The sequence below is a fragment of the Romboutsia sp. CE17 genome (genome assembly GCF_012317385.1).
In the GTDB taxonomy this organism is placed as follows: Bacteria; Bacillota; Clostridia; order Peptostreptococcales; family Peptostreptococcaceae; genus Romboutsia_E.
This window is the reverse complement of the sequence record NZ_CP051144.1, coordinates 209,617-223,372: the sequence shown is the minus strand read 5'-3', so window position 1 is coordinate 223,372 and position 13,756 is coordinate 209,617. Positions and strand designations below refer to the sequence as shown.

Annotated in this window: 20 protein-coding genes; 2 read left to right on the top strand and 18 right to left on the bottom strand. The window is 25.8% G+C overall.

What is annotated here, in order from left to right; translation table 11 throughout:
- The first annotated feature begins 256 nt into the window (after nt 1–256).
- Together HF520_RS01105 and HF520_RS01100 are read left to right on the top strand one after the other, a co-directional pair.
- The gene (locus HF520_RS01105) at nt 257–544 is read left to right on the top strand and encodes a DUF2700 domain-containing protein (protein ID WP_168572274.1); all 288 of its coding nucleotides are present in this window, start codon (nt 257–259) and stop codon (nt 542–544) included.
- 152 nt (nt 545–696) lie between these two features.
- Nucleotides 697–972, top strand: a complete 276-nt coding sequence (locus HF520_RS01100; RefSeq protein ID WP_168572273.1) for a DUF2651 family protein — start codon at nt 697–699, stop codon at nt 970–972.
- A 360-nt stretch (nt 973–1,332) separates the two neighbouring features.
- Here the strand turns inward: HF520_RS01100 and HF520_RS01095 are convergent, their stop codons facing one another.
- The 18 genes from HF520_RS01095 to HF520_RS01010 form a co-directional block, all read right to left on the bottom strand.
- Nucleotides 1,333–1,956, bottom strand: a complete 624-nt coding sequence (locus HF520_RS01095) for a YdcF family protein (protein WP_168572272.1) — start codon at nt 1,954–1,956, stop codon at nt 1,333–1,335.
- Between the two features lie 285 nt (nt 1,957–2,241).
- Entirely contained in the window at nt 2,242–2,391 is a 150-nt protein-coding gene (locus HF520_RS01090; RefSeq protein ID WP_168572271.1) for a hypothetical protein, read from the bottom strand.
- A 292-nt stretch (nt 2,392–2,683) separates the two neighbouring features.
- A complete protein-coding gene (locus HF520_RS01085; protein WP_168572270.1) occupies nt 2,684–3,145 on the bottom strand; it encodes a hypothetical protein in 462 nt (153 codons plus the stop codon).
- Nucleotides 3,117–3,320, bottom strand: a complete 204-nt coding sequence (locus HF520_RS01080) for a helix-turn-helix transcriptional regulator (protein WP_168572269.1) — start codon at nt 3,318–3,320, stop codon at nt 3,117–3,119. The genes HF520_RS01085 and HF520_RS01080 overlap by 29 nt, the downstream gene beginning before the upstream one ends.
- 5 nt (nt 3,321–3,325) lie before the next feature.
- On the bottom strand, nt 3,326–3,688 hold the full coding sequence (locus tag HF520_RS01075) for a DUF3796 domain-containing protein (RefSeq protein ID WP_168572268.1): 363 nt from the start codon (nt 3,686–3,688) through the stop codon (nt 3,326–3,328).
- A gap of 295 nt (nt 3,689–3,983) precedes the next feature.
- Entirely contained in the window at nt 3,984–4,799 is an 816-nt protein-coding gene (locus HF520_RS01070) for an Rpn family recombination-promoting nuclease/putative transposase (RefSeq protein WP_168572267.1), read from the bottom strand.
- 525 nt (nt 4,800–5,324) lie between these two features.
- On the bottom strand, nt 5,325–5,861 hold the full coding sequence (locus HF520_RS01065) for a hypothetical protein (RefSeq protein ID WP_168572266.1): 537 nt from the start codon (nt 5,859–5,861) through the stop codon (nt 5,325–5,327).
- 79 nt (nt 5,862–5,940) lie between these two features.
- Nucleotides 5,941–6,315, bottom strand: a complete 375-nt coding sequence (locus tag HF520_RS01060) for a hypothetical protein (RefSeq protein ID WP_168572265.1) — start codon at nt 6,313–6,315, stop codon at nt 5,941–5,943.
- A 186-nt stretch (nt 6,316–6,501) separates the two neighbouring features.
- Entirely contained in the window at nt 6,502–7,911 is a 1,410-nt protein-coding gene (locus HF520_RS01055; RefSeq protein WP_168572264.1) for an MFS transporter, read from the bottom strand.
- 413 nt (nt 7,912–8,324) lie between these two features.
- Entirely contained in the window at nt 8,325–8,861 is a 537-nt protein-coding gene (locus HF520_RS01050) for a hypothetical protein (protein ID WP_168572263.1), read from the bottom strand.
- A gap of 69 nt (nt 8,862–8,930) precedes the next feature.
- Nucleotides 8,931–9,404 (bottom strand): hypothetical protein, encoded by a 474-nt coding sequence (locus HF520_RS01045; protein WP_168572262.1) that lies wholly within the window; start codon nt 9,402–9,404, stop codon nt 8,931–8,933.
- Between the two features lie 401 nt (nt 9,405–9,805).
- Nucleotides 9,806–10,306: a GNAT family N-acetyltransferase gene (locus HF520_RS01040; RefSeq protein WP_168572261.1), complete on the bottom strand. Its 501-nt coding sequence runs from the start codon at nt 10,304–10,306 to the stop codon at nt 9,806–9,808.
- Between the two features lie 207 nt (nt 10,307–10,513).
- A complete protein-coding gene (locus tag HF520_RS01035) occupies nt 10,514–11,110 on the bottom strand; it encodes an SdpI family protein (protein WP_168572260.1) in 597 nt (198 codons plus the stop codon).
- Between the two features lie 15 nt (nt 11,111–11,125).
- The gene (locus tag HF520_RS01030) at nt 11,126–11,383 is read right to left on the bottom strand and encodes an autorepressor SdpR family transcription factor (RefSeq protein WP_168572259.1); all 258 of its coding nucleotides are present in this window, start codon (nt 11,381–11,383) and stop codon (nt 11,126–11,128) included.
- Nucleotides 11,384–11,726: 343 nt separating this feature from the next.
- Entirely contained in the window at nt 11,727–12,245 is a 519-nt protein-coding gene (locus tag HF520_RS01025; protein WP_168572258.1) for a hypothetical protein, read from the bottom strand.
- 87 nt (nt 12,246–12,332) lie between these two features.
- Nucleotides 12,333–12,500 carry a hypothetical protein gene (locus HF520_RS01020; RefSeq protein WP_168572257.1) on the bottom strand — a complete coding sequence of 56 codons (168 nt, stop codon included), beginning with the start codon at nt 12,498–12,500 and terminating at the stop codon, nt 12,333–12,335.
- Nucleotides 12,501–12,584: 84 nt separating this feature from the next.
- A complete protein-coding gene (locus tag HF520_RS01015; RefSeq protein WP_168572256.1) occupies nt 12,585–12,734 on the bottom strand; it encodes a hypothetical protein in 150 nt (49 codons plus the stop codon).
- 263 nt (nt 12,735–12,997) lie between these two features.
- Nucleotides 12,998–13,723, bottom strand: coding sequence for a DAPG hydrolase family protein (locus HF520_RS01010; protein WP_168572255.1), 726 nt, complete (start codon nt 13,721–13,723; stop codon nt 12,998–13,000).
- Nucleotides 13,724–13,756 lie beyond the last annotated feature (33 nt).

Sequence of the window (13,756 nt, the reverse complement as noted above, 5' to 3'; positions counted from 1 at the left end):
CATAGATTGTACTAAAAAATTAGTTATAGTAGATCTAATTCATTCTACAAATTGGGATTTATAAATACTTTATATAATAAAAAACACTTATCTATTTGCAGTAGCATAAGAAGTATTAAGTTATTTAATCTATCTTAAATTAGAGATAATGAAATTATTTTACAATTGGAAAATATTTGAATATTATGTGTGATATAATTAAATTTCACAATTGTTATATATTTTAAATTAGAAAAAATTAAAGGGGTATAAAAGTATGAGTGATTTTATTTTGATTATTTTACCATTGATAGCTGTTGCTGCTATTGCTATTGCAGTAGTCTTATTAGTAAATAATACTAAGAAGAAAAATGAAACATCTAATGAAAAAAAAGATTATATAGAAGAAAATTATATGTCTATTGGAATGTCCTTAGGAATGTGTTTTGGGGCAGCTATAGGTTCAGCATTTATGAATAAATTCGGACCAGTATCTATTTCTTATGGTATATGTTTTGGAATGCTAGGTGGAATGATTATAGGTATGACAATAAAGAAAAAGTAATTCTGTTTAAGGTAAATATAAATAAGTATATTGAGCAGTATTAATATATTATAGGCAAAATATAGAAAACTATTCAATAATGCTTATAATATAAGAATTTCACAAATGTTATATATAACGAATTATATTAAAAATTAGGGGGATAAATTTATATGAATATATTTAGTATTTATTATAATCCATTCGGAATGGTGTTAATCATCCTTCCGTTGCTTACTTTTATAATATCTTTAATTGCACAGCTTGTAATAAAGAAAAAAATAATTATTTTAAGCGTTGTTTTTGTAGGATATTTAATTGCTACGTTTACTATACTTAATTCAAGTTTCCTAATATGGTGTTTTATTTATACATTTATATCATTAATAGCAACTTTTTTAGCAGATTTAATTCTTAAATATAAAAAAAAATCTACTAAACAATCTTAATACACTTGGAATAAAAGTAAATAAAGACAGGCATACATATTGATACTACTAAATGTATGCCTGTTTTTATTTTAAATTTATTACATAATTATCTAACATAACCTATTTATTATTTTTTAATATTTCTTTTAAAGGTATAATACGTCCCTACGAAGTAACATATCTGAAAAACTTATCCATTAATAGACTGTACTAAAAAATTAATTATAGTAAGACTTAATTTTGATTAGTAAATTTGGCGTTGTGTAGTAAAGGTGTATCTTTTTTGATACACCATTTTATTTTTATTGATAAAATCACTTTTTCACCTCAAAAGTAAACCTGCTATTTTTAGACTATATTTATTTAACTTTAAGCTATTTAAAAGAATATTCTAAAAGGCAAACTAATTATATAACCAATATAGAAAAATAACTCTCGGAAGAAAAATGGAACTTGGCTGTTCAATGTTTTATATACAGAGCTTTGCGTAGGAGAAGTGTATGATTCCATTCCAATAGTTTTTGATATTAGCATTGCTCTTTTCATATGCAAAGGGTCGCTTACTATAGTAAAGGTGTTTAGGTTTTCTTCAGTAGCAATTTCATAAGCATATTTTAAATTTTCTTCTGTGATTTTTGATTTGGTTTCAATCAAAATATCCTCTGGGGTAACATTATTCTTAATTGCATAATCTCTTGCAACTTCAGATTCAGCATATTTATCATCTTTTCCCTTACCACCAGTAAAAATGATTTTATCTACATAATTGTTTTCATAAAGCCAGATAGAATAATTTATTCTCTCACGAAAAACAGGTGATGGCTTATCATTCCAAGCAGCAGCACCAAGTACAATAGCTGCATCTGTTTTGACTAATTCTACCTTGTCCTTAAAAGTCCAAATATTAAAAGCTGAATATCCAATAAATATAATTATTGAGATAAAGATTAATGTTATAATATTTCTTTTTATAAATGTGAATTTAATCCTCTTGTTACTCAAATTATACCTCCTCTGTATAATATATATCACTGTCTCCGAGCTTTATCTACACGCTAAACTCAACCTACTTCACATTATATAACAATTGCGAACTTTGATTGTATTAACATCAATTTCACCATTCATAGATTCCCTAAAAACTTAGTTATAGTAAGATCTAATTTTGATTGGTAGTTTTCATGCTATATAGTGAAGGTGTATCTTTTTTGATACACCTTTTTATTTTTATTTAGTTCTCAATTTATTAAGATTGTTCATCAAATCTATCCGCTAAATTAGAATCTATTAATCTTTTGAATAATAACCTACAATAACTAAAATAACACCAACAATAGCTATAAAATCAGTGATATATCCATCATTCAAGAATAAATGTATAATAATTGTAAGTAAAAGGATAGCAATACCTAGAAGCATATTTTTAATAGAGTCCACAAATTACCCCGCCTTTCAATTTTCTATTAATCTATATAATATCAAAATCGTCGTTATTTCGCATTATATAACAATTGCGAACTTTGATTATATTAACATCAATTTCACCATTCATAGATCTAACTAAAATTACATAAGTTTTTACATTTACTTATTTTTATATAATAAAATAAAAAACCACTTATCTATTGGCAGTAGAAAAAGTGGTTTAGAATTTGAACTTAAATTTACTAAAAAATAAATTATAGTAGAAACCACAACGCTATCCGACTAGATTGTAGTTTCTTTTTATTTAATTTACTAACTGTGCATAGTTTTTTTTCAAAGATATCCATTTTAGCAAATAATTAATTGTCCAAAATGTTAATACATAAAAAATCAGATACGTTGATGAATCTCTTTCAAAAGAACCAGGTATGAGTAATATACTTTCCAAAATTAATAATATACAATTGAGTATACTAAATATTAACTGTATCTTATAATACTTATCATTTAGAATAGTAAACTTTCCTTTTTTACTCTCCATAATATAAGTTACCTTCTTATTTTTATAACAGACTATACTATATATAAAATATAATATAGTTGGAACTATAGCAATTGTTAATAATATCTCATCCATAAAATCTCTATCCCTCTCTTCAATTAGTATTATATCACAGTTACGAACTTTGATTATATCAATTTTACCATTCATAAATTTAACTAAACTTTGTTCCCAATTAAAATTCAAATATAAATAAGTCTTCAATAGGAGTATTTAACTCCTTTGAAATCCTAACTGCTAATTCAAGTGAAGGATTGTATTTCGCATTTTCTAAACGAGCTATAGTCTCTCTTCTAACATTAACTTTTTTAGCTAATTCTTCTTGAGTTAACTCATTAAATTGACGATATTTCTTTAAATTACTAATAAACATTGTCATAATTTTTAATTCCCAAAATCAAATTTATAAGTTAAGAATGCCCATAAATTCATTGATATTGCAAAAGTAAGTGCTATTATTAATATTTGTAATCTATAAAGTATTAGCAAATCTACTGTAAATAACCTAATTAATACAGTTGATATAACTGCTATGATAAAACCTATGTAAAATGCTATTGTACCTGCTCTATGTTTATTATAAATTAAACGTTCATCTTCATAATCACCTAACTTATTCCACCAAATAACAGATAAGTTAGCAGAAAAGCCAAAGTACAACATGTGTAATGGATCACCATTTAATTCTTTAAAGCCTAAAAGCCCAAGCAATGCAAATAAAATTGAGTACTTTCCTATACCTTTCATAAATAATCTCCCCTGTTAGTGTGATATATTTATATCTTTATATTACATATATATCACATTACTTTTTTATTATTACTAATATACTTCATAAATATAAAGTTTGATTATAGTATTTAGTGAAGGTATATATTATTTTCTAAGTTATAGAAATACTAGAGCTCTTAATTGAACTAAAAATAGCTAGACGGTTGCTGATACCAACATGTCTAGCTATCTTTATATACTTTGATTCGTAATATACTAAAATTGTGAAGTGAATCTACTGATTTTACATCAATAGCTCAATTATCTAATTTTATTTTAAATTTTTTATTTCATCTATTGATAAACCTGTTTTTAATGATATAGTTTTCTCATCCAATACATCCAACAAAGATTTTGCTATTTCTATAGCTTTATTTTTTGCTCCCTTTCTTTCAGCTTCATTTAAAGCACTTACTTTATCTTTTAGAGTTTTAGCTCTCATTTCATAAATTTGACGCTGAGTGTCATCATTACTCATTCTAATTAGTTCATCTTTTGCTTGTCTAATTTCTTCTATATTCATTTCCAAATTTCTAACTTTCTCACTTTCAGGATCTTTTAAAAACTCAATCCAGTTTGCTAACATATCTTTTTCATCAGTTCCTTCTTCTAGTTTAGGAATTTCGATAAAATGAATCTCTGCTACATCCGTTAATTCTTCATTACTATAAATTTCTTTTAATCTATATCCGCTATGGAACTTTCTTGTTTTTAAATATTTGAAATTCAATATATTTATACAAATTGTTCTTTTTAATAAATTATAATCTTCACCTTCATTTAATTGTTCTGAATAAAGTTTAGACCAATAATACAGACTTCTTTTTATCATATTGTATTCGTTCTTTAATTGAATTTCTATATTTATAACTTCACTATTGCTAGTAGTAGCTTTTACATCTAGTCTAGAGAATTTGTCTTCTATATAATCTTTATTTATGTCAGTATTTTTTATTTCTACTGCTGTTATCAAATATTTGGGTTTTAGCGTTGCATTTAAAAATGATATTAATATTTTAGGATTTTTCTCACTTCCAAATATATTTTTAAACACAAAGTCCATCTTAGGATCTAGTAGTCCTCTCATTTCATCACTCCCTTTGTTTAGCTATATTATGATTATATCATAATATATAATTTCGCACTTTATAACAATTGTGAACTTCCTTATATTATAAATCCTATTGAATAATTTACCAAATAAGAAATAGTTGTATTAAAGGATCGTTTAATCTATGCCAATTCAATATATCTATTTCTAATTGTATTTCTCGCTAAATGAACTATGAAGTAAATTGAAATGTTGTTTTTAACATCATAATAGAGCAATATTTTTTCTATTGCTCTATTAATTTAAATATTTAATATTACTTATATCAGATTAAACCTTTTTTCTTTAAAAACTTTGAAACTTTTTGGATATCATCACCTGCAAATAAGGTTAGTATAAAATCTGCAATAGATACAAATATACCCATAAGAATATCCATAAAAAATCACCACCTTTAATCTGACATATTAAAATTATAGTGTAAATTTGCAAAAATATAAACTTAAATTCAAATTTAATAAAAAATAATTTATAGTAAAAACACTACTCTATCCGGCTAAATCATAATGTTCTTATTTTATTATTTTTATTTAGAATTTCAATTAATTGATTTCTTTCTTCTTCACTACTAAAAACTCGGGATGGAATAGCAGTCATGCAACCTATTCCAACCACAATTAGAATAATAAAGTCCTCTAATACTATAAAAGACATAATATCATCAATTGATTTTTTATATACCTTATAATTTCCTATGGTATTAACAATAGTATTATTTTCTATTGATATGGTTTGTGGTTCAAGAAATTGTGGTTTTCTTTTCAAAAATAAAGTATTCATCTTATTATGAAATTTACTACGAATATATTCTTTACGCACAGAAATAAATACACCATACATCATAAGTAATATATTGTAAAATATAACATCACACATATATTTTTTGTTCCATAAACAATATATATTAAAACCTAATCCATAAATAAGAAGAAATATTGTTACAATTTTTTGTCCTCTTTCAAAGGTTTTATCTGCTTGATCCATTAAAAAACGTATATTTCCCCAATCTTCTTTTGTAAGCTGATAATCATATTTCATATATTACCCCCTTTGATACAATACTTATTTAAATTATAGAATAATTTAGAATTTTTTATTTTACTCACTCATTTAAAACCTAATTTTCAAGATTTTCTAGGTATTCAAATACTTGATTTAAATTTTCATACTGACTTTTATCTTCTGTTTTTAAATCTTTAATTGTATAAATTTTATTAACTTCATCTACAAAAATTTTAAGATTAAACTTTGATACAAAAAATTCTACCGGTTCATCACTATGTCTAGCAAAAAAATCTTTAGCCAAATCTATTTCTTCTTCCAAGGTACTCTCTTTAACATGTATATCATCATCTCTATATACTGTTTCTGTAAAATCTACTACTTCTTGCATTTTCACAGGTATCTCAAGTTTCTCTGATAGTTTCACAATTCCTATTCTTAAACCTACAAGGAGTATTATTCCGCCTCCTATTAATATTATCTTATTCATTATTCTCCCCCTAAAATTAATGCTCTCAATTAATATGATATCATAAAATGATGTCATTCTACTTGATACAATTTGATACACCTTTTTACTTTAAAAATAAAAGAGTGTAGATAAAATCTACACTCTTTATTATTTAGAAACTAAAAGGAGCTATCACTTGATAACTCCTTTATATTTATATAAAGATTATTGAGCTCTTCTTCTCTCTAATTCTTCGCTTACTTCATTTAATTTTTTGTTATTTAAGTTATATACAAACTTAAGAGATAATGCCCCTAATATAAATCCTACAAGAGGAACTACAGTTATTATCATTCTTATACTTTCTGCAACTTCTGCAGTTTGAGTAGCTGCTCCTGATTGATATCCTATTGCTGCAAGAGCAAATCCACCTATACTACCTACTATAGCTTGAACTAATTTTCTAGATAATGAGTAAGCAGCATAAACTGTACCATCACTTCTTTGTCCGCTTAAGTATTCTTGGTAATCCATAACATCACCAACTAATGCCCATACTAGCATGTTGTAGAATGCTACACCTACACCAGATATTAAAGTTAATCCTATATATACCCATGGATTTTGACTTGGGAAAAATACTAGTATACCGTAAGAAACTATACATATTATACTACTGTAAGTAGCAACATTTTTCTTACCGAATTTAGCAACTAATTTAGTAGTAAAAGGTAATACTATAAATGTACCAATCATACCAACTAATCCAGCTATACTTAATAGTCCTGGAGCTCCAAAATAGTCTTTAAATAAGTAAACGTTTAAAGCTGTTGGTATAAATAAAGCTGTTAATGTACCTAATGAACTTAATATTAATCCTATTAAAGCTCTATTTTTAAATAAAGTTTTTAAAGTTTCTCCTAAGCTTACTTTTGGAGCATCTTCTTTAACTTCAACATCAACTCTTTCAGTTGTCATAGAATAACAGAATCTATAAGCTATATTAGCTATTACTGCATATAATACTGATACTATAACGAATCCTTTTACTGAAATAGCACCTGAAGCATCAAATATTAACTTAGGTGTTAAAACCATAAGAAGTATTTGTGAGAATGATACTGCTAAGTTTCTTAAAGTTGATAAGCTTGTTCTTTCAACTGGATCGTTAGTTAAAACTGATGCTAATGATCCATAAGGAATGTTTATAGCAGTGTATGCCATACCAAATCCTATATAAGTTATATATGCATAAGGTAATTTCATTCCTTCTGGCATATTAGGTATTACTAAGAATGTTAATACTGTAAATATTCCTAGTGGTACACCCATGTATTTTATATAAGGTCTATACTTACCATCTTTTCCTGCTTTTCTTTTGTCTACTAAAACTCCCATCATTGGGTCATTTATCGCATCCCATATTCTTGATACTGCCATAAGAGTACCAACTGCTGCTGCACTTATTCCAAATGCATCTGTATAAAATACTAATAAATAACTTCCTATGAAGTTGAATAATAAACTGTTACCGAAATCCCCTAACATGTAACCAAGTTTATCTTGTTTTCCAAATGGTTTAATATTGTTTTGTGATGAATGATTGCTTAAATTTCTTGCTGGAATTGTACTCATCTTTTTTTCTCCCCGTAGTTATAATTTTTATGTTTGTAAAACAATTATTGTTTTTCCTAATGTTATTTTAATAACAATTTAATTTTATACTATATTCCAGCAAATGTAAAGGAAAAAGTTTTTTTTTTGACATTTTTTTATTTTACTATCTAAAAAAAGAGGAAAATTTATCTTGAACACATTGAAATAACTATATTTCATAAAAAATAAGTATATCGGAAAATATTACATATTATATGAATTTTTTTCCATATATCTGAAAATAATTAACAATGTATAACGTTTTCTAAAAAAATATTTAATATTAAAATTGAATCTATTTATGCAAAACTTAAAAAGAACTATATCTTATATTCACCCCTATTCTACCTTTAAATACTCTATATCTTCATCCTTTATCCTTCCATTTCATATTAATCATCAAGTTTTTCTTCCCATCGAGCCCTTATCAAATTATTTATTAAAAATATAATAGTGAGTTCTCCGTACAATATAAATCCAAATTTACTTTTTAGAAATAGAACAAATTTCCCTATGTATGGAATATGAAAAATATATGTTCCAATTAAATCGCTTCTTTTAGTTTTGTATGCGTCTAAGTTTTCTGCACCTTCAGCATTTGTTCTATAAATTATATTTCCATTCTCGTCAATTTCTGTTTTATTAAAGTGATGGGTTATAATTATATTTTCTCCAAAACGATTTGCATTAAAAGTAATGATTTGTTGTGAATTTAGGTCTATAACTTCATCTTCTTTGAAAGTTCTTACACACACTAATGAGTATGTAGGAATCGTTGGCTCCATGCTGCTTGTTAGAACTGTATAAAATTTATAATGAATAATATTATTTACCTTTTGGGGAACTAATATTATCAAAACCATGTAAGTTACTAGCAATAAAATTGCTAAATAGGAAATAATTTTAATAAATTTTTTTAATATTTTCATAATACGCTCCAATTTTACATACTTAAATAGTCACTAATTATTAGTGACTACTTAAGTATATAAAATTTATTATTCTAATGTTGCAGTTAATGTTATAGATACTTCTTGTCTCGCTACCGAATTATTTTTAGGTGTAACTGTAACAGTATAAATTGTTGAATCTAAAGTTGTATCAACAAATCCAGATGTCGCATCTCCTGTTAATGGTGTAGACATATTGTTCTTATCTGTAATTACAAAATCAAAGTCACTAATTGATGCAGTACCACCTGAAACTGATGGAACAATTTTTAATTGCTTGGCTAAATTATTATCATTTGATACAGTAAATGTTACATCACCTGATGCTGATGGATCTACTCCTAAAGAAGCCGCCGCTTCTGTTAATGTATACTCTGGACTAACTTCAACTGTGACAGGATTTCTAAATGTAATAGATTCAGTTGTTGAATCTGTTAAAGAGTCCCACACAGCATATGTTCCTGCAGTAGTTATAATAACTGTAGCTGCAGTTAATAAAGATAGTAATGTACTTTTCTTCATTACTTAATTCCTCCATGATATAATTAATTTCTACATAAATGTTTTAACATAGAAACTAAAATAAAAGATTTTTTACATTTCAATATAAAAAAGATTTTATAAAAATTTATTATTAGATGTATGCATTAAATCGCATTAAACGACTTAATACAAAAACGATTTGGTACTTTTTCTGAATTTAAATAGGCTCTAATTATGGGAAATGAATGAGCCGTTTTTTATTTGAACAAAGTATTTAAACATCATAATAAAGTAATGAAATGTATTATAAGATATGATAAAGTATCACAAAGTGTTACAAAGTATTTAAACATTGTAATAAAGTAATGAAGTGTATCATAAAGTAATATATTGAGTTGTATAACATATTTAGAAAGAAAGTAAGTCTCTTTCCTTATAATTTAACTATTATATATCTTGGCCATAGAAAATTCGTCTACATATTTACCATCTATAATCATTGCATTTTTCCTAATACCCTCTACTTCAAATCCATTTTTTTCATAAAGATGTTTTGCTATAGTATTAGAACAAATTACACTAAGTTCAAGCCTTGTAATCTTATTTTCTATAGCCCATATATCTAGTTCAGAAAATAATTTACTTCCAATTCCCTTACCTCTGTATTTTTCACGTATTCCAACAACAACGTACCCAGTATGTTTAATTCTTTTATATTCTCCTTTTTGAACAGAAATAAAGCCAACTATACTTTCTTCATCCGTAGCTACTAAAACTAAATCATCACCATTAATACTTTTTTCAATTATATTTTTTATTATATTAATATCAGTAGGGCGTTCCCCAGGTTCAAACATCATAAATTTAGTCTCATTGTCTAAATTCAAAAGCATATCTAAATAATTATCAGCATCTTCCATTCGTATCTTTCTAATCTCCATTTTCATCCTCCATGTCCCTTATTAATATCATAATTATTATATCAAAAATTAGGATTAAGCAATTACTCACTAAAATAGATGTTTTCGTGAGCATATAAAATAATCATAGTATTTACTTCGCATTATATAACAATTTAAAACTTTTATTTATCATATATAATATTAAATCTAATTAATGAGTTGAAATTTATTTAGAATATCAATTTATTAATTTAAACCTTTTAATTTCTTATAATAAAATATAAAAGAGTATATACTAGGTATCATAACCCAAGTTAAAAATCCAACCATGCCTACTGTATTATCATCAATGAAAAATGACATAATAAACATTATTATTGCAATAGGAAAAGACGAATACCCTACTAATCTATGTGCAACTTTCCAAGTTTCTTCATCTCTTATTGTCCAAGGAAGTCTTAGCCCCAAATACCTATTAAAGGGTATCTTAGGTGATAAGTTACCAAAAAACATCATACATACTGACATCAAACCAATAATTAATGTTTTGTTGTCTTCAGTAATAGATATTTGATTATCAGGTGATAATGAAGCAAATATAAAGCAAAGTATAACGATAAGCAGGGTAAACATATTTAATAATCTAACAGTTTTAACTTTAGGATTACCTTCTGACAACTCTACTATTTTAGTTGCTTGTCTATCTAATATAACTAAAGAAACAATACCTAAAATCCCTAATATTAATATTTCAATATTCATATCAGATATTACAAACCCTATGACAAACATTGAAATCGATATGATTAATAATAAAATTCTTGTAAAATCATTTTTTCTCATAATACTCTCCCCCTTTTATTTTTTAAATATTTCCAAGAAGTTTCCAAGTACCTCTTGAATTACAGAAGTATTAATAGAATAAATTATAAATTGACCTTTTTTTTCAGAGCTTATTAGCTCTGCTTCTCTCAAAATATCTAAATGCTTTGATATTGATGGTTTAGACATATCGAAATGTTCAGCTATTTCACCCGCATTCATATCTTTTTCATTTAGCAATTTTAATATTTTTCTTCTTGTCTTATCGCTCAAAGCCTTAAATGCTTTATCCATATAGCAACCCCTTTCTAACAAAATATAGATATTTAGCTAATTAGTTAAATATCTATACTTAGATTATATATAACTGAATAAAAATATACAATTATTATATATAGTTGGTAGCCGTATTTATTATTTTTTATATATTGTAAGGAATTATGTGGTGAATTAAATAAAAAAAAAAATATATATTTGGTCAAACCAAACATATATTTTTTGCTTTTAACAATTAATGTGTACCATTTTGATACATTTTTTAATTCCAATTTATTAAAATTGTAAACTATTTATTTTCTAAATTACTAATTCTTGTCTCTAATTCAGAAGTTTTATCATTTGTTGATCTACTTTTTTGTTATTTCATAAAATTATAATCAAATCTATAGAAATCTACCCTATCATTTTCATCTAGCCAAAACTCTATAGACCAATTTTTTTCTTTGTCTACGTAGCCAATAATATTAGCACCTTGTTCTAAACGAGTGTAATAATTATCACCGTACAGCTTAACTACTTTATCTTCTTTGTCTCCGATTTTTATTCCTTTTTCAGTATTTACATCATTATCTTTTACAGCAAATCTAATTATTTTATTGTCATCTTTATTTGTTGCAATTTCAATACCTTCTCTTAAAAAATAGTAATTATATAGCGAATTATCTTGACTGAAATTTGATATCTTGCCATATTTAGATACTATTTTTTCATCGTCAATCTCTTCATTTAAATATATATTCTCAATGTTTTCTTTGCTCAAATCAGTTGATTTAGTAAGAAAATGATGATAAGAACGACCAAAGTTATGATCAATTAAAGAACCAAAAATTAATAATATAGCTGCCATTGTAATAAAAATTATAATATTTTTTCTCATATGTAATTTCCCCCTTTAGATCTGTATATGTCATATATGTATATGATATTTCACCCCACACAATCCTTCCTAATATAAGAACTACTTTTACTTATATCTTTTCATTTTTCTTTTTTCTTCTGTTGTAATAGCCTCTATCTCATTATGTACTTTATTCCATTCAGGATAACTATATATAGAATATTCACCTTCATACTTCCATTCACAAATTTCTTTTGCACATGGTTCTGTAAATTCTACTAACTTTAATTTCATTATAAGAACTCCTTAAAAATTCACTTGATTATATCACATTATATTAATATGGTTCACCAAATCTATTCTACAAATTGGAATTTATTAATCTTTTGAATAATAACCTACAATAACTAAAATAACACCAACAATAGCTATGAAATCAGTGATATATCCATCATTCAAGAATAAATGTACAATAATTGTAACTAAAAGGATAGCAATACCTAGAAGCATATTTTTAATAGAGTCCACAAATTCCCCCGCCTTTCAATTTTCTATTCATCTATATAATATCAAAAGCGTAGTTATTTCGCATTATATAAAAATTGCGAGCTTTGATTATATCAATATAAGTTTCATTATCCATAAATTCAACTAAAAATTTAGTTACTATAATACCTAGTATTAATTAAAAGCAAAGAAAAAAGCCCCTATCCGACCAAGATAAGCGCTAATTTCTTAATGCAATATTTAAATTTATCTTATAGTCCCAAATCAAAATAAATGTTCAATGATTATCTATAATACTTATATAAATCTGGTAATATTTCTACTAAGTTTCTATATTCAATGCAACAATGCTCTGCCATGCCGATAGCAGTTTCATCAGTTAAAAGCAGTTTTCTTAAAAACTTATTTTTTAAAGTCTTACCTATCCAAAATCTACTGATTAATAAAAGACCATCATCTGTACTTTTATAAATATGAGCCATTTCTGTATGCATTATGAGACCATTGAATGCTCCAACATGACCACAAATAATTAATGGTATATTATTTTCCATCATCATTGATTTAGAAAATCCAAATGTTTCTGGATTTACAAAATCAATTCTAAGTGACATTCTTATTTTACCAACTCTCTCATATGGATATTGGCTATTCTCTTTAAATTCTGGCATCTTAGGTTGATTAAAGTATGGAGCGTCTTTTTTACGAAAAGAAATAGAAAGATGGTCTCCAGGATACCAAGCTTGATATCTAATCTTGTCTTGAGTATGCCACCAAAACCACCAATTAATCATATCTGGTGTAATGCCTTTCATTGGGCAAATCATAGATACTAAATAACTTCCATCAGGAAATTTTTTATATCCTACTTCATTTTGTAAAGTCTCACTACTTAGTATATCGTTTTTATTTTCAAATGAAGTTAAAGTTATATTAGATTCAAGTATTTTTTGATTTATATCTTCTGGAATTGTTGGCAATGGTTTACTCATTAGTTTTTCTATATTCATTTTATCTCCCCCTTGAATTAGTAGTTGTCCATC